Source organism: Microterricola viridarii (assembly GCF_001542775.1).
Classification (GTDB): Bacteria; Actinomycetota; Actinomycetes; order Actinomycetales; family Microbacteriaceae; genus Microterricola; species Microterricola viridarii_A.
Window position 1 is genome coordinate 2858200 of the sequence record NZ_CP014145.1, and the last position, 21573, is coordinate 2879772.

Below are 21573 nucleotides of genomic sequence, written 5' to 3' on the forward strand. Positions count from 1 at the left end.
CGCCAGCTGTCAGAGTAGGAACATGATGACATCACGACGCTGGTGGGATGCCGCGATGATCGCGGTCACGGTGCTGCTCATCGCGCTCACCGCCCTGTTCGACCAGCCCGTCGCCGGCGGCGAGTGGGGCGTGCTGGCCGTGCTGGCGGTCGTGCTCATCTGCTATTTCTCGTGGGGCCGGCGCACCCTCGACGGCTCGGGGTCGCTGCCCGGGCTGCTCTACGCGGGAGTGCTGCTCGTGGCCCTCGGCGTCGGGATCAGCTTCGACCCGACGTTCGCGTTCCTGCAGATCATCCTGTTCCCCTCGCTCTGGGTGCTCTCGGCGAACACCAAGCAGGCCGTCGTGTTGAACCTGCTCGCGATCGTGCCCATCACGCTGGGCTACTGGGCCTACTTCGGCCCGACCGGAATCCTGACCGGCGTCGGCTCCGGAGTGCTCGCCGTCGCGTTCAGCCTCTCGCTCGGCGCCTGGATCACCAGCATCGAGCGCGCCGGCACCGAGCGCGCCACGCTGCTCGACGAGCTGCTCGCGGTGCAGGGCCAGCTGGCGGCGGCGAACCGGGAGGTCGGCGTCGACAGCGAGCGGGCACGGCTCGCCCGCGAGATCCACGACACCATTGCGCAGAGCCTCACTGGGCTGGTGATGGTGGCGCAGCGGGCGGGCGGCGAGCTGGCCCGGGCGACGGATGCCGGTAACTCCGGTGCGTCAGCGGCGTCGCTGGCAGGGGCTCGCGCCGACGTCGAGCTGATCGAGTCGATGGCCAGGGACGCCCTCACCGAGGCGCGCGGGCTGGTCGCCGCAATCGCGCCGGTGCGGGTGGAGTCCACGCTGGCCGAGGCGCTCGCCCGCCTCGCGGAGCGTTTCGAGCGCGAGACCGGCGTGCAGGTGCACACCGAGTTGGCCGCGCTCGGGCCCGGCGGGACAGGCGGCGCGCTGGGCGCCGAGCTCGACGTGGTGCTGCTGCGCTGCGCACAGGAGGCGCTCGGCAATGTGCGCAAGCACGCGCAGGCCGGCACCGCCTCCCTGGGCGTCATCCGCGGTGCAGACCAGGTGGTGCTGACCGTGAGCGACGACGGCGTCGGCCCCGGCAGCGCGGCTGACACGGCTGCGGCCACGGGTTTCGGCCTGGCCGGCATGACCGAGCGCCTCGCCCTCGTCGGCGGTACGCTGCGGCTCGAGCCCGCGCTGCCGCGTGGCAGCCGGCTCACCGTCACCATCCCGCTCGGCACGGCTGAGCTCGGTGCGACCCCGCTCGGCACGACCCCGCTCGGCACGGCTGCGCCCGGCTCGGCCGCGACCGCAGCCGGCGACTCCGTGACAGGGGTGAGCGCATGATCCGCGTGCTCGTGGCCGATGACCACCCGATCGTGCGCAGCGGCATCGTCGGCCTGCTGCGTGCGGCCGGGGACATCGAGGTGGTCGGCGAGGCGCACGACGGTGCCGAGGCCGTGCGGCTCGCGGCCGAGCTCCGCCCCGCCCTCGTGCTGATGGACCTGCGGATGCCGGTGCTCGACGGCGTCGCGGCGACCGCGCAGATCATTGCAGCCGCCCCGGGCGCAGGCGCTGCGGTGCCCCGGGTGCTGATCCTCACCACCTACGACACCGACGAGTTGATCCTCGGCGCCATCGAGGCCGGCGCCGGCGGGTACCTGCTGAAGGCCGCGCCGCAGGAGGAGATTCTGGCCGGGGTGCGCGCCGTCGCCGCCGGCGAGACCGTGCTCGCCCCGTCGATCGCGGCGAAGCTGGTGCAGCGCGTGCGTGCGGATGCGACGGGCGGCGCGGCATCCTCGACCCCCGCCCTCTCGCCGCGTGAGCTCGAGGTGCTGCGCCTCGTCGCTGCCGGTCGCAGCAACCCGCGCATCGCCGCGGAGCTGTTCATCGGCGAGGCCACCGTGAAGACACACCTGCTGCACGTGTTCGAGAAACTCGAGGTGGGTGACCGCACTCGCGCGGTCACCCGCGCAATGGAGCTCGGGCTGCTGTAGCGCGGTCGTCGCCCCCTCCCCCGAATCGACTCGCCAAAACGTGTTCCACAACCCGGGTTTTGGAACGTTTTTTGGCGGCTCGATGGGCGTGCGGGTCGTGCGGGGTGTTGACTTCGGTCGCTAGCGCTCCCTCGAGCCAACGGGGGGAGGTTTCGACAAGCTCAACCAGCGGGGATGGGCGTGCGGAGATGGGCGTGCGGGGTGGTGGCTTCGGTCGCTAGCGCTCCCTCGAGCCAACGGGAAGGGGTTTCGACAGGCTCAACCAGCGGGGATGGGCGTGCGGGGAGGCGAGGCTTCGGTCGCTAGCGCTCCCTCGAGCCAACGGGAAGGGGTTTCGACAAGCTCAACCAGCGGGGATGGGCGTGCAGGTCGTGCGCGGTGTTGGCTTCGGTCGCTAGCGCTCCCTCGAGCCAACGGGAAGGGGTTTCGACAAGCTCAACCAGCGGAGAAGCGAGCTGAGGGGCGAGGCTTCGGTCGCCAGCGCTCCCTCGAGCCAACGGGAAGGGGTTTCGACAGTCTCAACCAGCGGGGATGGGCGTGCGGGTCGTGCGGGGTGTTGGCTTCGGTCGCTAGCGCTCCCTCGAGCCAGCGGGAAGGGGTTTCGACAAGCTCAACCAGCGGGGAGGCGAGCTGAGGGGCGAGGCTTCGGTCGCCAGCGCTCCCTCGAGCCAACGGGAAGGGGTTTCGACAAGCTCAACCAGCGGGGAGCAGGGGGGCAAAGCTTCGGTCGTTAGCGCTCCCTCTAGCCAACGGGAAGAGGTTTCGACAGGCTCAACCAGCGGACAGGCGAGGTTTCGCTTAGAGCAGCTTGCGGGCGGTGGCCCAGGCGGTGAGCTCGTGGCGGCTGGAGAGCTGCAGCTTGCGCAGCACAGCGGAGACGTGGGTCTCCACCGTCTTCGGCGAGATGAACAGCGCGCTGGCGACCTCCTTGTAGGCATAGCCGCGGGCGATCAGCCGCATCACCTCCTGCTCGCGCACCGAGAGCCGGTCGAGCTCCTCGTCGGTGGAGGCGACTTCGCCGCTGACCACACCGAAGGCGTCCAGCACGAAGCCGGCCAACCGCGGCGAGAACACGGCGTCGCCGCCGGCGACGGCGTGCACGGCACGGCTGACGTCGATGCCGGAGCTGCCCTTGGTGATGTAGCCGCGGGCGCCGGCCCGGATCACGCCGACGACGTCCTCTGCGGAGTCCGAGACGCTGAGTGCCAGGAAGCGCGTGCCGGGAACGAGCGGGGCCGCCTGTCGGATCACCGACGCTCCCCCACTCGGCGCAGCACCCGAGCCGGCGGGCGCAGAGGCATCCGGCACCGCACCCTCGGGCAGGTGCACGTCGAGCAGCACCACGTCGGGCGCGACCTCTGTGACCACGCGCACGGCGGACTCCACGTCGTGGGCCTCACCGACGACCTCGATTGAGCCGTCGAGATCGGCCTTGAGCCCGGAGCGGAAGATGGAGTGGTCGTCCACGATCACCACCCGCACACTGCGTTCAACCACCGACTGCAACCCCGTTCTGTGTCGTCTGTTCTGAGCCTGCCACGGATGCCGCGGCGGTCGCCGACGCGGCGGATGCCGCCGGCTTGGCGCCGTTCGTGATCGGGGCGCCGAAGCGCAGGCTCACCTCTGTGCCTGTGCCGCCCGCGCCGGCTCGCACCGTGGCGCTGCCGCCGGCCCTGCGCATGCGGCCGATGATCGATTCCCGCACACCGAGGCGGTCGGCGGCGACATCCGCCACCTCGAACCCGGGCCCGCGGTCTCGGACGAACACCTCGACGGCGTGGGCGGTGCCCTCGACGTAGACCGACACCTCACCGCCGGCGTGCCTGGCCGCGTTCAGCATGGCCTCGCGCGCGGCGGCCGCGATCTCGCCGCTGGCACGCTCGCCCGATTCGCCGACGTCGACGACGTCCATCCGCACCGGGTAGTCGAGCTCGAGGGCCGCTGCCCAATCACGCAGGTCGGTGGCGAGGTCACTGTCTGCGGGGACGTCCGCCTCGAACAGCCAGCTGCGCAGCTCCCGCTCCTGGGCGCGGGCGATGCGGGCCACCTCACTGGAGGCTCCGGCCCGGTTCTGGATCAGGGCAAGGGTCTGCAGCACCGAGTCGTGCAGGTGCGCGGCGATCTCGCTGCGCTGCTCCTCACGCACCCGGCGGGTGCGCTCTGCACCGAGCTCGCGCCAGAGCCGCACCAGAACCGGGGCGAAGACGAGCGCGATGCCGAAGAGCAGCAGCAGCACATAGAGCAGCGTGTAGATGCTGCTCTCTGCCGCAAACGGCCCGAACAGCACCGAGAGCACGAGCACGCCGAGCACCAGAGTCGCCGCCGTGCGTACCAACTTCTCGGTGCGTCGCCCGCGCTCCGGGTCGGTGCGGTCGATGAAGGTGACCCAGAAGCTGGCGGCGACGGCCAACACGATGGCCACCAGGATCGGCGGCGCCACCTGCGCGAATGACCAGCCGGAGGAGTAATAGTTGCTGCGTCCGATGAAGAGGGCCAGGCCCGCGGCGAATGCCGACAGCACGACCAGACCCCAGCCGACGGGTGCGCTGCGCGTGATGGTGTCGGCCTCGCCCTTGGCCGGTTCAAACGGCATGAGGGCCCAGAACCAGACGTAGAGCAGTATGCCCATGCCGGAGAGCAGCGAGAGCACCACGAAGATCGCGCGCACGACGCCGACCGGCCAGCCCAGATGGCTGGCCAGCCCCGCCGAGACCCCCGTTGCCATGCACGAGCGGGGCCGGGCCAGCCGCGGGCGCGGCGGACGCACCGGTCTGGGCGGCGGGCCCGCGCCGGCCCCGTGGCGCGCCGGATCCGCACCCGGGGCGGGTGCGCGCGATTCCTGCACGTTCGTGGACATAGTTGAATCCAAACAGAATTGCGCCGCGAGCGCTGGCGCCCGCGCCCGATCTCAGGGTGCGGTCAGGGATTCACCCCATAGCGCGAGAGTGCCGGTGCACGCCACGATCGAATCATGACCACCGAACACCCACCCGTTGCACCGGGCACCGAGCAGGATCCGACGGCACACGCCGCGGCATCCGGAACCGCCGGCGGCACGCCCTTCGGCGCCGCCGATTCGCCCTACACCTCCCGCCAGCAGAGCGATGAGCACGGCGGCACCCCGCACGGCTTCTTCGCCTGGATCCGCGGGCTCGGCCTGAGCCGGCAGCCGGGTTGGATCGGCGGAGTCTGCGCGGGTATCGCTGGCCGTCTCGGCATCGACCCGATCATCGTGCGCGGCATCCTCATCGTCTTGGCGCTGTTCGCGCCTCCCGTGCTCGTCTTCTACGGTGTCGCCTGGCTGCTGCTGCCGGACACGGACGGACGCATCCACATGCAGCGCCTGTTGCGCGGCGACCCACAGCCCGCGCTCGGCGGCATCGCGATCCTGATCTTCAGCGGCCTGTTGCTGCCGCTGTCGGCAGCAGCCCAGGTGCTGACCGGCCTCAACTTCTTCTCACTGGCCGGCGGCGGGATGTGGGGCTTCTCGGCCTCCTCCGTCATCGGTTTGCTGTTCAATCTGGCCCTGCTCGGCGGCCTGGGCGCCTTCGTGTTCTGGCTGGTTCGACGCAGCAACAAAGACTCCTGGAGCGGGGGTGCTGCGTCAGCTTCGCGAACGGCTTCCGCGAGCCCCACCGCCGCTTCGGGCACGAACGGCGGCGGCATCGGGTCGGGGGACCCTGATGTCGCCGCTACCACCGCAGCCGCCGGCGTCAGCGACGTGCCTGCCGCGGCCGCGCCTTCCGCAGCCACGGATGCCGCAGGCGAGCCGCTCTCGCCCGGGGCAGGTGCCTCGGTCGACGAGCTCGCCGCCTGGAAGCTGCAGCACGAGGCATGGCGCACCGAGCGCGAACGTTTCAATCGGGAGCAGGCCGACGCCAACCGCGCCGCCCGCGCCCAGTGGGCCGCCGAGAACAAGGCCCGCTCGCTGGCGTTCGCCGCGCAAGCCAGCGACTACCGCCGTGCCCGCAAACGCGAGCGCCCCCGGGCCAGCGCGTCAGCGGTGTTCTTCACACTCGGCCTCGCCCTCGTCGTGGGCGCGGGCAGTGCCATCGTGGCCCTGACCAGCCCCGCGAACGCCGACTATGCGGCCACGATCGGCGTGCTGGTCGCGGCGCTCGTGACATCCGTCGCCATGATCGTCACCGGTGCGATGCGCCGACGCAGCGGGTTCCTCGCGTTCATCACCGTGCTGCTGCTGCTTGTGGGCCTCGGCACCTCGTTGGTGCCCCGGCAGGCGCAGCTGCTCTGGCCGTGGGCGTATGTCGACAACTCCCAGCAGCTCGGCACGATGACACAGCCGTGGGGCGACCTCAGCGTCTGGGTGTACAACTACTCGAACGACGCGACTGCCCCTCCCCGCGCCATGACGTTGGAGAAGGCGAACGGCAGCCTGTACATCAATCTCGACAGAGGCAGCTCGCTCACCTTGCGCGCCACCGTGGCGCCGGGGCAGCAGGTCATCGTGAACACGAACTCCTACGAGACCGGAGAGCTCACCCAGGTGACAGACAAGGCCATCAACGGCTCCGGTGAGCACAGCCTGTCGCTCGGCAGCTTTCGGGGCGGCCCTACCGCCGACCTGACGCTCGACGCCACGCTGTCGAACGGCTCCATCATCATCACCGAGTACACGGACTGAGGCCGCCACCATGAGCACACGCAACAAGAACGACGCTTCGGCCGAGGTCGGCACCGCACTGACCGAGCTGAACGCAGAAACAGACACGGCGGTCGCCGAGATCGCGGATGCAGCACCGACGCCCACACCGACGCCCACACCGACGGCCACCACGGTACCGATGCTCTCTGTACCCATCGCTGACGCAGCGACGGCCACGGCACCGGCACTTATGGCGAGCGACGGTTTCTCCGCGGCCGACGATGCGGTGCCCGAAGATCGTGCCTCCGCCGGCCCGCGCACCCGGTGGGCCGCCATCGTGTGGGGGCTGCTGTTCGCGGCCATCGCGATCGCCGCGCTCGTCACACTGTTGAGCGCCGAGAGCCGAGACGCCTTCGCCGCGTGGGCATTCGACCTCTCCCCCACCACAGTGACGCTCTACGCGCTGTTCGCCGTCGGCGCCCTGGTACTGGTCGCCGGGCTGGTCGGACTGCTGCGCCGCGCCCAGCGCAGCGTGCAGGGTCGAGGCCAGCGCCGGGAGCAGCGCCAGGCCGCCCGGTCCTAGCGGGACACACGAGGGCCTGCCCGACGCGACTACACGGCGGGCGGGCCCTGGATCACACTCTCGAGCTGGACCCCGGGGCCGGCCTGGATCTCGGCGCCGGCGTCATCCGACTTGCCACTGTCGCCCTTCGCGGGCTTGCCGCGTTTTGCGACGCGACGGCGTTTGTTCTCTGCCGCCTCCTGCGCCGCGATCGCCTCAGGTGATTCGGCCGGTCCGGCGGAATTCGCCTTCTTCTTCTTCTTTTTCTTCAACGGCTTCGGCACGGCGGTCGCGTCGTCGAGCATGCCGAGCCAGGCGTCGCGGCCGAGGGCGTGCACGACTTTGCTCAGTGTCGTCAGCGTCGAGCCCTTGCCCTTCTCGAGGCTGCGGACGGCCGTCAAACCGACGCCGGCGCGGTCGGCCAGTTCACGTTGGGAGTAGTCGCGTTTGATGCGGAGTTCCCGCACGACGAGGCCGAGATCTCGCTCGACACGATCGACATCGAAGTCAATCATCGCAAATCCGGCGCTTGATGCACTAGCATGTAGTCAAGTGTCGCATATGCGACCCTTATTTCAGCCAGTGGTGGGGCAAACTCACCGCATCGCACAGATCGTTGCCCGTCGGAACCTCGCACGGGCAACCCGCTTTTGTATCTGCGCACAGAAAGGATTTCTCTCATGATCGTTCAACTTATCGCCGCAGGCCTGTTTGTGATCGCCGCATCAACCATCACGTGGGCAATGCTCGCTCTGCGCAAGTCGCAGAGCCGACGCTCGGCCGCGGCCTAAACCACTCGGTTCCTAGAGCTCGAGGCCGACGAGCACCGGCTCGGGGTGCAGGATCACGCCGAACTCGGCTTGCACCCTGCCCTGGACAAAGCGGGCCAGCTGCGCCACTTCCTCTGCGCTCGCCCCACCGGTGTTGGTGATCGCGAGCGTGTGCTTGCTCGAAATCGCCGCCCGGGAGCCGGGGAGGCTGAATCCGCGGCGGATGCCGGCGTTCTCGATGAGCCACGCCGCCGAGAGCTTCACGAGCGACTCGTTCGAGGCGGCCGCCCTGACATCCACTGTCGCGGCAGTGAGCTCGGCCTGGTGCGCCAGGAACGCGTCGAGCGGGCTGCCCTCCGCGGCCGCACCGAGCGGAACGGCCTCGTCGCGGGCATCCGGAACCAGCGGCCAGCGCGGGGCGGCAGCCGGCAGGGACCGGGCGAAGTTCTCGCGCACGATCGGGTTGGTGAAGAACGAGCCGGCGCTGGCCGTGTCACGGTCTTCGGCGTTCAGCACCATGCCCTTGGATGCGCGCAGCGCCAGCACGGCGTCGCGCACCTGCTGCACGCTCACCCGGTCGCCCAGCTGCACGCCGAGCGCCGTCGCGAGCTGCGCGTATGCGATGGGCTGGGCGAGCGCGCCACCCAGCACGGCCTGCTCGCCGGCGGTGTCGTGCAGCTCGAGTTCGACCGTGAGCACGATGCCCTGCCGGCCCTGCTTGAGCGCCGAGGTGCGGTAACCGAGTTCCAGCTCGGCGGCGGGAACGCGGCTGACCTCGCCGCTCAGGTAATCGAGGAAGTCGATCGAGACGAGGCTGGAGTCGAGCTCCTGGCCGTACGCACCGATGTTCTGCACCGGCGCGGCGCCGGTCGAACCGGGGATCCCGGAGAGCGCCTCGATGCCGGACCAGCCGCGGTCGACCGTGTAGGCGACGAGCTCGTCCCACGGCTCGCCGGCCTGCACGCGCACGCGCACGCGGTCGGGCGCCGCGGCATCCGTTGGAAGCACCTCGATGCCACGGGTCGCAACTCGCAGCACGGTGCCCTCGAAGGGCTCGTCGGATGCGACGGTGTTGGAACCGCCGGCCAGCACCAGCCAGGCGCCATCGTCGTCCCACAGGTCGCGCGCCGCCTCGATGAGCTCGGCCTGCGTCGTGGCGGTGACCATGCGCTCCGGCACCCCACCAACCTGCATGGTGGTGAGGGCGGAGAGGGCTACGGTTTCTTCGCTCATGGGGTCAGGGCGACGCGTGCCTGCGCCTTGCCGAGCACCGTCTGGCCGTCAAAGCTGACGGTGAGGTCGATGCGGGCGATGCCGGCATCCGGCTCGAGCGCGCCGACCTTGGCGAGCACGGTGACCTCGGCGCCGTCGGCCGGGTCGACGGGGACGGGCCTGGTGAACTTCACCTGGTAGTCGACAACGCGCGCCGGGTCGCCGGCCCAGTCGACGACGGGCTGCACGGCCAGGCCCATGGTGAGCATGCCGTGGGCGAGGACGCCGGGCAGGCCGACGGATGCCGCCACGTCGTCGCGGTAGTGGATCGGGTTGAAGTCGCCAGATGCCCCGGCGTAGCGCACGAGGGCGTCACGGCTGAGCGTGTAGCTGCGCTCGGCGACGACGTCGCCGACGGTGAGATCAGAGAGGGTGGGCAGCATTTATTCGTCTCCTCTGACCACGAGCGTGGAGATGGCCGTGACGACGTGCTCGCCGGCAGCGTCGGTGATGGTGGACTCTGCGGTCACCATGGCGTGCGGGCCGAGCGTCTTGACGCTGGCGACACGGAGGGTGGCGGTGAGTTCGTCGCCGGCCACGATCGGGCGGCTGTAGCTGAAGCGCTGATCGCCGTGCACGACGCGGCTGAAGTCGATGCCGGCATCCGGCTCGGCCAGCAGCTGCGCGAGCGTGAGCTCCTGCACAACGACGGCGAAGGTGGGCGGTGCGACAACATCGGCGTGGCCGGCCGCGCGGGCGGCCTCCGGGTCGAGGTTGATCGGGCTGGTGGCGAAGACGGCGCGGGCGAATTCGCGTACCTTCTCACGGCCGACCAGATAGGGCGCGGTGGGCGGGAAGATCCGGCCCTGCAGTTCGGGGTTCACAGACACGACACCAGTCTAGGCAACGCAGCTGGCCGCCTCTGCTGTGCGAGGGCCTGCGGCATCGGCCCGGGAGGCAATAAACAGGTAGGGAGGCCAGAATCCGTGGATTCTGGCCTCCCTATCTGCCGTGCGCCTCCCAGCCGAAGGCCGACCGGACGCGCCCGGAGACTAGTCGGCTGCGGCGCGGGAGAGCGTCTCGCCGCGGAAGAACGCCGGCCGCCTGCGAGACTCGATGAGCATCACCACGGCGCCGCCGATCAGCACCACCATGCCGAGGATGAACACCAGGCCGACACCGGCGACGTTCGAGCCCGAACCGTAGTTCGGGTCCATGCTGTCGATGAGCGTCGCCACGAAGATCACGGCGAGGATGACGCCACCGACCAGCGGGGCGAGCAGCGTGAAGAAGAACTCCCGCACGCTGTTGGTCCACTGCTTGCGGAAGTACCAGACGCAGGCGAACGCGGTGATGCCGTAGTAGAAGCAGATCATCATGCCGAGCGCCGTGATGGTGTCCCAGAGGACGTTCTCGCTGATGAAGCGCATGACCGCGTAGAACACGCTGGCGACGACCGCGGAGACGATCGTGGCGTAGCCGGGGGTGAAGAAGCGCGGGCTGACCTTGGCGAACTTCGGCGACAGCGCGCCGTAGTGCCCCATCGCCAGCAGGGTGCGGGCGGGCGAGACGAATGTGGACTGCAGGCTCGACGCCGAGCTGGTGAGCACGGCGAGCGAGACCAGCACCGCGAGCGGTCCGAGGATCGGGCCGGCGAGGTGGAAGAACACGTTGTCCTGGATGTCGGGGTTGCCGAGGCCGAACTCCCCGTCGCTGACGCCGGCGAAGGCGATCAGGGAGACGGCGATCAACAGGTAGAGCACCACGATCAGGAACACGGTGATGGTGGCGGCCCGGCCGGGCGTCTTCTCTGAGCCGCGGGTCTCCTCGTTCATGGTCAGGGTGACGTCCCAGCCCCAGAAGATGAAGATCGACAGCGAGATGCCGGCCGCGAACGCCGAGAAGGAGCTGACGGCGAAGGGGTTGAACCAGGACGCGTCGATGGCCGTGGCGTCGAAGGCGTTGCCGTTGGCAACCTGCCAGAGCGCGGCGCCGGAGAAGACCAGCAGCACCAGCACCTGGAATCCGACCAGCCAGTACTGCAGCTTCTGGGTCGTCTGCATGTCGCGGTATGAGATCCAGGTCGCCGCGAGCATGAACAGCAGACACGTCACCACGTTGATGAACGGGTTCGTCGAGAGCGACGCGATGTCTGGGTTCCCGGCGATCTGCGAGATCAAGAGGAACAGGAAGTCCACCGCGATGCCGGCCAGGTTGGAGAGCACGAGGATGGTGGCCGCGATGAGGCCCCAGCCGGCCATCCAGCCGATCCACGGGCCGAAGGCCCGCGTCGCCCACGTGAAGGACGTTCCGGAGTCCGGCATCCGCCTGTTCAGCTCGCGGTAGCCGAGCGCCACCAGCAGCATGGGGATGAACCCGACCAGGATGACGGCGGGCACCTGTACGCCGACCTCCGACACCGTCGGGCCGAGGGCAGCCGTCAGGGTGTACGCGGGGGCGATGCAGGAGATGCCGATGACCACGGCCCCGACCAAGCCGACCGAGCCTGCGCTCAGGCCCTTCTTGGAGATTCCGGTGTCTGTGGTTGCAGCGGTCTTCCCCGCTGCTGCGACCTCTTTGGCGCTATGTGAACTCATGAGGGTTTACTCCCCGACTATCGTTGTGGCGGCATCCCGTGGCACGACGACCATGGGAACCGAAAGTTCGTGCAGCATCTTGGCCGCGGTGGATCCGAGGAACAGCCGGCGCGGCTGCGCAAGCCGGCTCGACCCGACGATGACGATGTCGTCATCGTCCCAGTCGACGCGGGTCACGGCCTCTTCGATGCTCTGGCCGGATGCCACCTCTGTGGTGACCTCCGTGTTCTCGTTGAGGGTGGCCCGCGCATGCTCTGCGGCGGCCTCGGCATGTGCTGCGCCCTTGCGGAGCACCTCCGGGTCGTCGTGACCGCCGGGCAGGTCGACGCCGACGAGCGAGATCAGGCGGAGCGGAACGCCGCCGCTGGAGGCGAGCTTGATGCTCTCCTCCAGCAGCGCCTCCGCGCCGGCCCGGGTGCCGATGGCACAGGTGATGCGGGTGAGCGGACGGTCCATGCGGCCGTTGCGCGTGCCCTCCGGCGCCAGGGCGACGGGGACGTGAGAGACGTGCAGCAGCGAGCTGGCCACACTGCCGATGGTGAAGCGGCCGAGCAGGCCGTGCCGGGCGGCGCCGACAACGATCATCTCGCTGCCGAGCGCCTCGGCCGTCTCGAGCAGGCCGTCGGCGAAGGAGTGCGCGTAGACGAGGTGCGTCTGCACCGGGACGTCTTCCGGCACCATCGCGCGGGCCTCGAGCAGCCAGCCGCCGGCGAGCTCGGAGAGGTGGCGCTCGTAACCGAGGTCGGTGGGGACGATCGTCGGCCGCTCGTCGCTGTGCAACACGATGACGAGGTCGAGACCGGTGCCCCGGCTGCGCGCCAGGCGCACGCCGAGGGCGAGGGCGTCTTCTCCGGCCGGCGTGGCCGTGTAGCCGACGAGCAGGCTCATGATCAGCCCTTGAGCTCTGCGGCGATGGCCGCCGCGGTCTCGCGGCCGACGCGGATGGCGCCGTCGACGTGCTGGTAGCCGGCTCCGGCGAAGTCGCTGCAGGAGAAGGAGATCGGCCCGACGGGGGTGCGCTGGTCGGCGCCGTAGCGGGAGAGGCCACCCATGTCGAAGCTGGCGGCGTAGGCGCCGCGGGTCCACTCCTCGCTGCCCCAGTCGCTCTCGTAGTAGAACACCGGGTTCTTCGCCTGCTCGCCGTAGTAGTGCGAGAGCGATTCCAGGATGCGCTCCTTCCGCTCCTCTGCGCTCAGCTCGAAGACGCCGTCGGCGTTTCGGTCAGAGACGAAGCCGACCAGCGTGCCGAAGGGATCGTCGTGGTTGGTGTTGTCGTAGGCCTCGTGCGAGAGCTCGTAGGGGCTGAACGCGGTGCCGGACAGGCCGGCCTCGCGCCAGAACGGCGTCTCGTAGACGGCGTGCACCTTGATGACGAAGCCCATCGAGAGGTGCTGGTGCAGCTGGTGCTGGTGGCGCGGCAGCGGCGGCTCGTAGGAGATGCGGCTGAACAGCACCGGGGGCACGGCGAGGATGGCCCGCTTGGCGTGCACCTCGAGGCCGCTGGCCGTGATGGCCACGACGCCGTCGGCGCTCCAGCGCAGGGTGCGCACCGGCTGGTTCAGGTGCACGTCGTCGCCGAGGCGGGCGGCGAGGGCGATCGAGACGCCCTGCATGCCGCCGACGACCCGCTTGTCGAGGATGAAGTCTGCGTCGACGAGGTGGGTGAAGCTGCCGGCGGATGCCGCCATCAGCAGTGCCTGCAGGAACGAGAACGCGTGGTCCGGCTTGGTGATCATGGCCGCGCCGATGTAGAGCGAGATGTTGTCTCGCGCCTCCTGGTCACTCGTCGCCTCTTCGAGCCAGTGCTTGAACGTGATCGAGTCGTACTCGGTGGCGCGCGGGTGCGCCCACGGCTTCTCGGCGTCGATCTCGGCGACAATGACGTCGAGCTCGTCGATCAGGCGGATCAGCTCGGCCTCGGTCTCCGGCTTGACCGGGAAGATGTCACCGGTGAACAGGCGCTTCTCGCCGTGCTTGTCGATGTAGACGTTCTCGCCCTCGCGGTAGCGCGAGTAGGTCTCCAGGCCGAGCTCGGCCAGGGTGTCGAGCAGGGCGTCCTGGTCGGGCGAAACCCACTGGCCACCGATCTCGATCATGTGACCGTCGAAGTGGTCGGTCCAGGTGCGCCCGCCGACTCGGTCGCGGGCCTCGAGAACGGCCACCGTGAGGCCGGCCTTGGCGAGCTCGTTCGCGGCGGTGAGGCCGGACGGGCCCGCACCGATGATGACGACATCACGCTCAATGGCGGTCATTGTTGCTCCTTGCTTTCAACTGCATTGTTAAACCGTCGACGCTGACGATGGGGTGCTGCGGTGCGCTCCGGTTCAGGAGGCGGGGATCAGAGTGTACTTGGTAGAGAGGTACTCGTGGATGCCCTCGAGGCCGCCCTCGCGGCCGAGGCCGGACTGCTTGACTCCGCCGAACGGGGCAGCGGCGTTGGAGACAAGGCCAGTGTTGAGCCCCATCATGCCGGTGTCAAGCTTTTCGATCATTCGGTGGCCGCGGGCCACGTCCTGGGTGAAGACGTAGCTCACGAGCCCGTACTCGGTGTCGTTGGCGATGCGCACGGCCTCCGCCTCGTCACCGAAGGTGACGATGCCGACGACCGGCCCGAAGATCTCGTTGCGCAGGATGTCGCTGCCCGCCTGCACGCCGCTCAGCACGGTCGGCTCGAAGAAGGAGCCGGGGCCCTCCGGCCGGCGGCCTCCGACGACGAGTTCTGCTCCGCGCTCGATGGCGTCCTGCACGAGGGCTGCGGTGGACTCGACGGCGTTCTCGCTGACCAGCGGGCCGATGGTGACGCCGGCCTCAGTGCCGCGGCCGATGCTCAGGCCGCGCACGCGCTCGGCGAGGCGGGCAGTGAACTCTGCCGCGACCGACTCGTGCACGATGAAGCGGTTGGCCGCGGTGCAGGCCTGGCCGATGTTGCGGAACTTGGCGAGCATCGCGCCCTCGACGGCCTTGTCCAGGTCGGCGTCCTCGAAGACGACGAACGGGGCGTTGCCGCCGAGCTCCATCGAGGTGCGCAGCACGCCCTGGGCGGCCTGGGCGATGAGCTTCTGGCCGACGGCGGTGGAGCCGGTGAAGCTCAGCTTGCGCAGCCGCGGGTCGGCGATGATCGGCCCGGACACCGCGGAGGAGGTCGAGGTGGTGATGACGTTGACGACACCGGCCGGAACGCCGGCGTCTTCGAGCAGCTGCACGAACAACAGCGTCGTCAGCGGGGTGAGCTCGGCGGGCTTGACCACGACCGTGCAGCCGGCGGCGAGCGCCGGAGCGATCTTGCGGGTGGCCATGGCCAGCGGGAAGTTCCACGGGGTGATCAGGAAGCAGGGGCCGACGGGGCGCTGCGACACGACCATGGTGCCGGTGCCCTCTGGGTTGGAGCCGTAACGGCCACTGATGCGCACGGCCTCCTCGCTGAACCAGCGTAGGAACTCGCCGCCGTAGTTGACCTCGCCGAGCGCCTCAGAGAGCGGCTTGCCCATCTCGATCGTCATCAGCAGCGCGAAGTCGTTCTTGCGCTCCTGCAGCAGGTCGAAGGCGCGGCGCAGGATCTCGGCGCGCACGCGCGGGGCGGTGGCCGCCCAGCTGTCGGCGGCGGCCACCGCGGCGTCCAGCGCGCGCATGCCGTCGGCGGCATCCGCGTTGGCGATGTGCTTGATGACCTCTCCGGTGGCGGGGTCGCTGACCGCGATCTGCTCGCCGGCGCCCTGCTGCCACGTGCCGTCGATGTACAGGCCATCGGGAACGCGGGCGAGAAGCTCGGCCTCGTGCGGGGCCAGGGTGGCGAGTGCTGCGGTCATTGCTGCTGCTCCTAATCGGTGCGTTGTTCTGAAGTGTGTGGTGGGCGTGAACCCGCTGGTTGAGGCCTTGGTTCCCGCTGGTTGAGGCCCTGTTCCCGCTGGTTGAGCTTGTCGAAACCTGGATTTCGACAAGCTCAATCAGCGGGGGGCCGCTCAACCAGCGGGGGCCGCTCAGCCGGCGGGGAGGCCGCTCAATCAGCGGAGGCCGCTCAGCCGGCGGGTAATGCGGTCGGGCTTTCTAGTTGGCGGCCAGCGAGTCGAGCACGACCTGCAGGCCCTCGCGCAGCAGCGCGTCGCTGATGGCCAGCGGCGGCAGGAAGCGGATGACGTTGCCGTAGGTGCCGCAGGTCAGCACGATCACGCCGGCGGCGTGGGTGGCTGCGGCGACCCGGCCGGTGAGGGAGGCATCGGGCTCGCCCGTTGCGGCATCCACCAGCTCGATCGCCATCATGGCGCCGAGGCCGCGGACCTCGGCGATGCGGGCGTCGGTGGCCTGTGCGGCGCCGAAGACCTCGCGCACGATCGCGCCGATCTCGGCGGCGCGCTCGACGAGGCCGTCCTCTTCGTACGTCTCGATGGTGGCCAACGCCGCGGCGCAGGCCAGCGGGTTTCCGCCGTAGGTGCCGCCGAGGCCGCCGATCTGCGGGGCGTCCATGATCTCGGCGCGCCCGGTGACGGCCGACAGCGGCAGGCCGCCGGCGATGCCCTTGGCGGTGACGACGAGGTCGGGCACGATGCCGAACTGCTCGCTGGCGAACATGGTGCCGGTGCGGGCGAAGCCGGTCTGCACCTCGTCGGCGATGAAGACGACGTCGTTGGCGCGGCACCAGTCCACGATGGCGGGCAGGAAGCCCTCGGCGGGGACGATGAAGCCGCCCTCACCCTGGATCGGCTCGATCATGACGGCGGCGAGGTTGCCGGCGCCGATCTGCTTCTCGATCTGGGTGATGGAGAGCTTGGCGGCCTCTGCACCGCTCAGGCCGCCGTCGCGCAGCGGGTAGCTCGTGGGCACGCGGTAGACCTCGGGGGCGAACGGGCCGAAGCCGTTCTTGTACGGCTGGTTCTTGGCGGTCAGCGCCATGGTGAGGTTGGTGCGGCCGTGGTAGGCGTGGTCGAAGACGACGACGGCCTGCTTGCCGGTGTAGTGGCGGGCGATCTTGACGGCGTTCTCGACGGCCTCGGCGCCGGAGTTGAACAGGGCGCTGCGCTTGGCGTGGTCGCCGGGGGTGAGCCGGTTGAGGGCCTCGGCGACCTCGACGTAGGAGTCGTAGGGCGCGACGGTGAAGCAGGTGTGGGTGAACTGCTCGAGCTGCGCGGCCACGGCGGCCACGACCCGAGGAGCGCTGTTGCCCACGCCGGTGACGGCGATGCCACTGCCGAGGTCGATCAGCGAGTTGCCGTCGACGTCAACGAGCACGCCGCCGCCGGCGGCAACGGTGAACACGGGGATGGTCGAGCCGACCGAAGCCGAGACGGCCTGCGCCTTGCGGGCGAGGAGCTCCTGCGACTTCGGGCCAGGAATAGCGGTCACGAGCGTGCGCTGCTGTGGCAGCGAGGGCCCGCCAACGGGTACTGCGGTGGTGCCGACGGTAGCCGCTGAATCGATGAGTGTCATTGCTGCTCCTGGTGTTGTTCGAGCGGCTCGTGGCCGCAGTGCCGATCCGCCATCGTAAGCTCCGGGCGCAACGCCGCGGCACCGCCGCGACGTATAGTTGGCCCATACCGATTCGCCGCACCGTATAGGCGAATCCGGACCGACGGATGACGATGCTCCCCACCCTGCGCAGCCTGACCACGAACCGCGAGCTCAGCCTGCTGCTGCTGACCCCGGAGGGCGCCCTGCCCACCGGCATCCTGGACGCGCCGATCGAGTGGGTGCACAGCTCCGACCTCGCCGACCCGACGCCGTTCCTCTCCCCCGGCCAGGTGCTGCTGACGACCGGCACCCAGTTCGACGAGGCCGCGGGCGGCGACAGCGCCGAACTCACCACCGCCTACGTCGCGCGCCTCGCCGCGGCGGGCGTCAGCGGGCTCGGTTTCGGCACAGAGGTGGTGCGCGCGGGCACCCCGGACACCCTCGTCGACGCCTGCCTGCGCATGGGCCTGCCACTGTTCGAGGTGCCATACCGCACCCCGTTCCTCGCGGTGGCGCGCGCCGCTGCCGACATGACCGCCGAGGAACGCTTCGCCCGCCGCAGCTGGACGCTCGCCGCCCAGCGCGCCATCGCCCTCGCCGCGCTGCGCCCCGACGGACTGAGCGCCAGCCTGCAGGAGCTCTCCCGGCAGCTGGACCGGTGGGTGGCGTTGTTCGACGCGAACGGCGCGCTCGACCGGGTGTTCCCGCCAGAGGCCGCCGCCCTGGCATCCGCGGCAGAAGACGAGGCGACCCGGCTTCTGCGGCGCGGCCACCGGGCCAGCAGCAGCCTGGCGGCAGTCGGCGAGACCGTCTCGCTGCAGACCCTCGGGCGCCGCGACCAGCTGCGCGGTGTGCTTGCCATCGGCGGCAGCACCGAGCTCGACCAGGCCAGCAATGAGGCGATCACCGCCGTGGTCGCACTTGCCGGGCTCTCACTCGAGCAAAGCCACACGCTGGATCGAGCGCGGAACAGGCTGCGTTCGGCGCTGCTGGCCGCATTGCGGCGCGGCGATGTGGAGCTCGCTCAGAGCGTCAGCGTCGAGATCTGGGGCGAGCTGCCGGAGGCACCGGTGAGCATCGCCCTGCTCGGCGCCCCGGCCGAGCAGCTGCACTCCATCACCGAGTACCTGGAGGCGCGTGTGGCCGAGCGGCCCGGCGCTCTCTTCTTCGCCCCGGACCCGGCCGTCGACAACCAGATCGCGTTGGTGCTCGGCGAGCCGGGCCTGCCCGTGCTCGAGGCGGTGAGCGCGAACTTCGCCGTGCACGTCGGCGTCAGCGAGCCCGGCGGCTACGCGGACTTCACCGGCGGCCTCACCCAGGCGGAGCAAGCGTTGGCCCGTTCCCGCGACGGCGCCGCCGGCGTCAGCGGCTTCGGCGAGCTCGCCGAGGAGGGTGTGCTTGCCTACCTGAGCACAACGGATGCCCGCGAGATCGGTCGAGCCACGCTGCAGCCGTTGCGGGCGCATGACGAGTCAGCAGGCACTGAGGTGCTGCGCACACTGCGGGTCTGGCTCGAGCAGAATGCCCAGTTCGACAAGGCCGCCGCGGCGCTCGGGGTGCACCGGCACACCGTCAGGGCCCGCATCGCACTGGCCGAGCGGCTGCTGGATCGCGACCTCAGCGGCTTCCGCGGGCGGGCAGAGGTGTGGGCGGCGCTGGTCGTGGCCGGCGAGGAGCCGTCGGCCTAGTCGACGCTCTGCCCACCGGCCGCCGCGGCCATCGCATGGTGCCTGGCGGTGGCATCCGCTCGCCGCCCATCGCTTGAGCTGGCGGCGACGGTGCGCAGGAACACAATGATCCAGCTGAAGATGAGCACCGCTGCGACCAGCTCGACTGCGGTCAGGTTGTAGTAGCCGGTCGCGAACAGCACCGCGGTGAGAACGATCACGCCGAGGAACAGGTAGCCGAGCGACATGAACGTCTTCGGGAGCTGCGGCAGGAAGCGCGGCAGGCCGATCACCAGCACCGCGAACGCGACGACCATGCCCGTTGCCACCGTGTTGTGGATCAGGAAGAAGTCGTCGACGTGGAAGATGCCGACGCAGGCGAGCGCGATGCCCATGACGGCGAGGCCCCAGCGCACGAACCGCACGCCGCTCGGGATCGCCTCGCCCTCGCGGATGAGGCCGGCCGTCGCGTAGCGCGCGATCGTGGTGAGGATGACGCCGGCCACGATCAGGGTCAGGTTGAACGCCATGGCCGACACGTCATCCGTTATGCCGAGCGCGCTCAGGTTCATCTTCCACCAGTTGGGGTCGTTCGAGGTGAGCATGGCGGTGAGCGCACCGACCACCAGGAACACCAGCAGAACGCCGGAGAGGCGCATGGTGTTCATGCCAGCGGCCGAGAGGTAGCTGAAGTAGGCGCTGACGGCGGCCGCGGCCCCGGAGAGGATCAGCGCGGGGATGGTGAAGACCTCGGCGCCCTGGAAGCTCTTCTCCAGCAGGTCGGAGATGCCCGTCCACATGAGCAGGAAGATCACGCCGTGGGCGAGGGCCAGTGCGGCCACGTCGAGGATGCGCGGCGCACGATGCGTCGTGAAGCCGACGAGCGGGCCGTCGACACCGGTGATCACCACCGGGCCCGTGCCGTCGTGGTGGTGCGCGGCGGCCGAGAACACGCGCCCGGCGACGAACGCGGCGAGCGCGACGGCTGCGCTGACGATCGCCACGTACTCGCCGAGTGAACCGGCGCCGGCAATGCTCAGTGGGTGCAGCCCCAAGACGGGCCAGGCCAACAGTGCGGCAATCACGAATGCGACGGCACCCGCGGCGAGCGCGAGTGATTCTGTCGTTGCCTCGTTGGCTGCAAGTCTCACTCGCAGCTCGCTGAGCCTGGTCCTCGTGCTCATCGGCATCCCCTCGCAGCACACGGTGCCCGAGCGGCTCCCGGCCGGTGCACGAACGCAGACTGTGAAATCATCATGGCGCAGCCAACTACCCAGTGTCGAGAGGCCACGCCATGCCCAGCGGAACACCCACCCCCGTCGTCGTCGCCCTGCTCGAGGCGGTGGGCGCCTCGGTCACGACGGATGCCGCCTCGCTCCAGGCCGCGCAGGCCGACAAGTCGGGGCACCGCTCGGCGACGGCGCCGTTGGCCGTCGTCACCGCACGCAGCATCGCCGAGGTGCAGCAGACGCTGCGCATCGCGAGCGCCCACGGCACCCCCGTCGTCACCCGCGGGGCCGGCACCGGCCTGGCCGGCGGCGCGATCGGCTCCGCCGGCGAGATCGTGCTGTCGACCCTGGCGATGGACCGGCTACTCGAGGTCAACGCCGCCGACGAGCTCGCCGTCATCGAGCCGGGCATCATCAACGCGGCGCTGAACGACCAGCTGGCGCCGCACGGACTGTGGTTCACCCCCGACCCGGCCAGCCGGGCCACCTCCACCGTCGGCGGCAACATCGCCACGAACGCGGGCGGCCTGCTCTGCGCCAAGTACGGCGTCACCCGAGACTCGGTGCTCGGCCTCAAGGTGGTGCTGGCCGACGGCCGGCTGCTGGAACTCGGCCACCGCAGCGTGAAGGGCGTGACAGGGCTCGACCTGACCGCGCTCATGGTCGGCTCTGAGGGCACGCTCGGCGTGATCGTCGAGGCGACGGTGCGGCTGCGCCGGCTCGTGCCCGGCGTCACACCGACGATCGGGGCGTACTTCGCCGACGTGCGGACCGCGGCCGCGGCCTCCGCTGCGGTGACGGCGGCCGGCATCCGCCCCGCCGTGATGGAACTCATGGACGCGGCCAGCCTCGACGCCATCGGCGCGTTGCTCGGGCTGCCGCTGCGCTCCCTCGGCGACGCCTACCTGTTGGTGCAGACCGACGGTGCGGGCGCCGAGGCCGAGGCGACCGAGCTGCTCGCGCTGCTTCAGGCGGCGGGCGGCACCGCCGAGCTGACGACGGATGCCGGCGAGGCGGCGAGGCTGCTCGAGGTGCGCCGTGCCATGCACCCGGCAATGGAGAGCCTCGGCACCACCCTGATCGAGGACGTCGCCGTGCCGCGCAGTGCGCTGCCGGCGATGTTCGAAGCCATCGCGGCGATCGAGCAGAAGTATGGCATCGTGATCCCGACGATCGCGCACGCCGGCGACGGCAACCTGCATCCGAACTTCGTGTTCGAGGGTCCGGACGTTCCTGACCACATCTGGCAGGCCGCCGACGAGATGTTCCAGGCGGCGGTCGCGCTCGGCGGCACGTTGACCGGCGAGCACGGCATCGGCCTGCTGAAGCGGCGCTGGTTGCGCGGCGAGCTCGGCGACGAGCAGTTCGAGCTGCAGCAGCAGATCAAGCGGGTCTTCGACCCGGCCGGCATCCTGAACCCCGGCAAGGTGTTCTAGCCCCACCCACTCGGGCAACTTCGCCCCCTCCCGCTGGTTGAGCTTGTCGAAACCTGCTCGCCGGGATTT

General features: G+C 70.0%; 18 protein-coding genes. 6 read left to right on the forward strand and 12 right to left on the reverse strand.

What is annotated here, in order from left to right:
• Positions 1 to 22 precede the first annotated feature (22 nt).
• Positions 23 to 1336 (forward strand): sensor histidine kinase, encoded by a 1314-nt coding sequence (locus AWU67_RS13055; protein ID WP_160329759.1) that lies wholly within the window; start codon positions 23 to 25, stop codon positions 1334 to 1336.
• Positions 1333 to 1986, forward strand: a complete 654-nt coding sequence (locus AWU67_RS13060; protein ID WP_067229853.1) for a response regulator — start codon at positions 1333 to 1335, stop codon at positions 1984 to 1986. Before AWU67_RS13055 ends, AWU67_RS13060 begins: the two co-directional genes overlap by 4 nt.
• A gap of 798 nt (positions 1987 to 2784) precedes the next feature.
• On the opposite strand, the gene AWU67_RS13065 is transcribed toward AWU67_RS13060, so the two are convergent.
• Positions 2785 to 3483, reverse strand: a complete 699-nt coding sequence (locus AWU67_RS13065; RefSeq protein WP_067229857.1) for a LuxR C-terminal-related transcriptional regulator — start codon at positions 3481 to 3483, stop codon at positions 2785 to 2787.
• Positions 3476 to 4711 carry an ATP-binding protein gene (locus AWU67_RS13070; RefSeq protein WP_234407256.1) on the reverse strand — a complete coding sequence of 412 codons (1236 nt, stop codon included), beginning with the start codon at positions 4709 to 4711 and terminating at the stop codon, positions 3476 to 3478. The genes AWU67_RS13065 and AWU67_RS13070 overlap by 8 nt, the downstream gene beginning before the upstream one ends.
• A gap of 246 nt (positions 4712 to 4957) precedes the next feature.
• On the opposite strand from AWU67_RS13070, the gene AWU67_RS13075 reads away from it, so the two are divergent.
• Both AWU67_RS13075 and AWU67_RS17775 read left to right on the forward strand, forming a co-directional pair.
• Positions 4958 to 6628 (forward strand): PspC domain-containing protein, encoded by a 1671-nt coding sequence (locus tag AWU67_RS13075; RefSeq protein WP_067229860.1) that lies wholly within the window; start codon positions 4958 to 4960, stop codon positions 6626 to 6628.
• Between the two features lie 10 nt (positions 6629 to 6638).
• On the forward strand, positions 6639 to 7172 hold the full coding sequence (locus AWU67_RS17775; RefSeq protein ID WP_234407257.1) for a hypothetical protein: 534 nt from the start codon (positions 6639 to 6641) through the stop codon (positions 7170 to 7172).
• Between the two features lie 29 nt (positions 7173 to 7201).
• Here AWU67_RS17775 and AWU67_RS13085 read toward each other — a convergent pair whose 3' ends face one another.
• From AWU67_RS13085 to gabT, 9 genes are all read right to left on the reverse strand, one after another.
• Positions 7202 to 7666 (reverse strand): helix-turn-helix domain-containing protein, encoded by a 465-nt coding sequence (locus AWU67_RS13085; protein ID WP_067229863.1) that lies wholly within the window; start codon positions 7664 to 7666, stop codon positions 7202 to 7204.
• Between the two features lie 288 nt (positions 7667 to 7954).
• Positions 7955 to 9154 carry a UDP-N-acetylmuramate dehydrogenase gene (locus AWU67_RS13090; RefSeq protein WP_067229865.1) on the reverse strand — a complete coding sequence of 400 codons (1200 nt, stop codon included), beginning with the start codon at positions 9152 to 9154 and terminating at the stop codon, positions 7955 to 7957.
• The gene (locus tag AWU67_RS13095) at positions 9151 to 9576 is read right to left on the reverse strand and encodes a MaoC family dehydratase (protein WP_067229867.1); all 426 of its coding nucleotides are present in this window, start codon (positions 9574 to 9576) and stop codon (positions 9151 to 9153) included. The genes AWU67_RS13090 and AWU67_RS13095 overlap by 4 nt, the downstream gene beginning before the upstream one ends.
• Entirely contained in the window at positions 9577 to 10023 is a 447-nt protein-coding gene (locus tag AWU67_RS13100; protein WP_082716983.1) for a MaoC family dehydratase N-terminal domain-containing protein, read from the reverse strand.
• 162 nt (positions 10024 to 10185) lie between these two features.
• Positions 10186 to 11730, reverse strand: a complete 1545-nt coding sequence (locus AWU67_RS13105) for an APC family permease (RefSeq protein WP_067229876.1) — start codon at positions 11728 to 11730, stop codon at positions 10186 to 10188.
• 6 nt (positions 11731 to 11736) lie between these two features.
• Complete coding sequence (locus AWU67_RS13110) at positions 11737 to 12618, reverse strand: universal stress protein (protein WP_067229880.1); 882 nt, start codon at positions 12616 to 12618, stop codon at positions 11737 to 11739.
• A 2-nt stretch (positions 12619 to 12620) separates the two neighbouring features.
• Positions 12621 to 13982, reverse strand: coding sequence for a flavin monoamine oxidase family protein (locus AWU67_RS13115; RefSeq protein WP_067229883.1), 1362 nt, complete (start codon positions 13980 to 13982; stop codon positions 12621 to 12623).
• A 72-nt stretch (positions 13983 to 14054) separates the two neighbouring features.
• Complete coding sequence (locus tag AWU67_RS13120) at positions 14055 to 15536, reverse strand: NAD-dependent succinate-semialdehyde dehydrogenase (RefSeq protein WP_067229887.1); 1482 nt, start codon at positions 15534 to 15536, stop codon at positions 14055 to 14057.
• A gap of 238 nt (positions 15537 to 15774) precedes the next feature.
• On the reverse strand, positions 15775 to 17151 hold the full coding sequence (gene gabT, locus AWU67_RS13125) for a 4-aminobutyrate--2-oxoglutarate transaminase (protein WP_067229889.1): 1377 nt from the start codon (positions 17149 to 17151) through the stop codon (positions 15775 to 15777).
• Positions 17152 to 17297: 146 nt separating this feature from the next.
• Between gabT and AWU67_RS13130 the strand changes: the two genes are divergently transcribed.
• On the forward strand, positions 17298 to 18860 hold the full coding sequence (locus AWU67_RS13130; RefSeq protein WP_067229892.1) for a PucR family transcriptional regulator: 1563 nt from the start codon (positions 17298 to 17300) through the stop codon (positions 18858 to 18860).
• Here AWU67_RS13130 and AWU67_RS13135 read toward each other — a convergent pair.
• Positions 18857 to 20023: a DUF998 domain-containing protein gene (locus tag AWU67_RS13135; protein WP_234407258.1), complete on the reverse strand. Its 1167-nt coding sequence runs from the start codon at positions 20021 to 20023 to the stop codon at positions 18857 to 18859. The two genes, AWU67_RS13130 and AWU67_RS13135, sit on opposite strands and share 4 nt — an antisense overlap.
• A gap of 110 nt (positions 20024 to 20133) precedes the next feature.
• Between AWU67_RS13135 and AWU67_RS13140 the strand changes: the two genes are divergently transcribed.
• Positions 20134 to 21504 carry an FAD-binding oxidoreductase gene (locus tag AWU67_RS13140; RefSeq protein ID WP_067229899.1) on the forward strand — a complete coding sequence of 457 codons (1371 nt, stop codon included), beginning with the start codon at positions 20134 to 20136 and terminating at the stop codon, positions 21502 to 21504.
• The last annotated feature ends 69 nt before the right edge of the window (positions 21505 to 21573 follow it).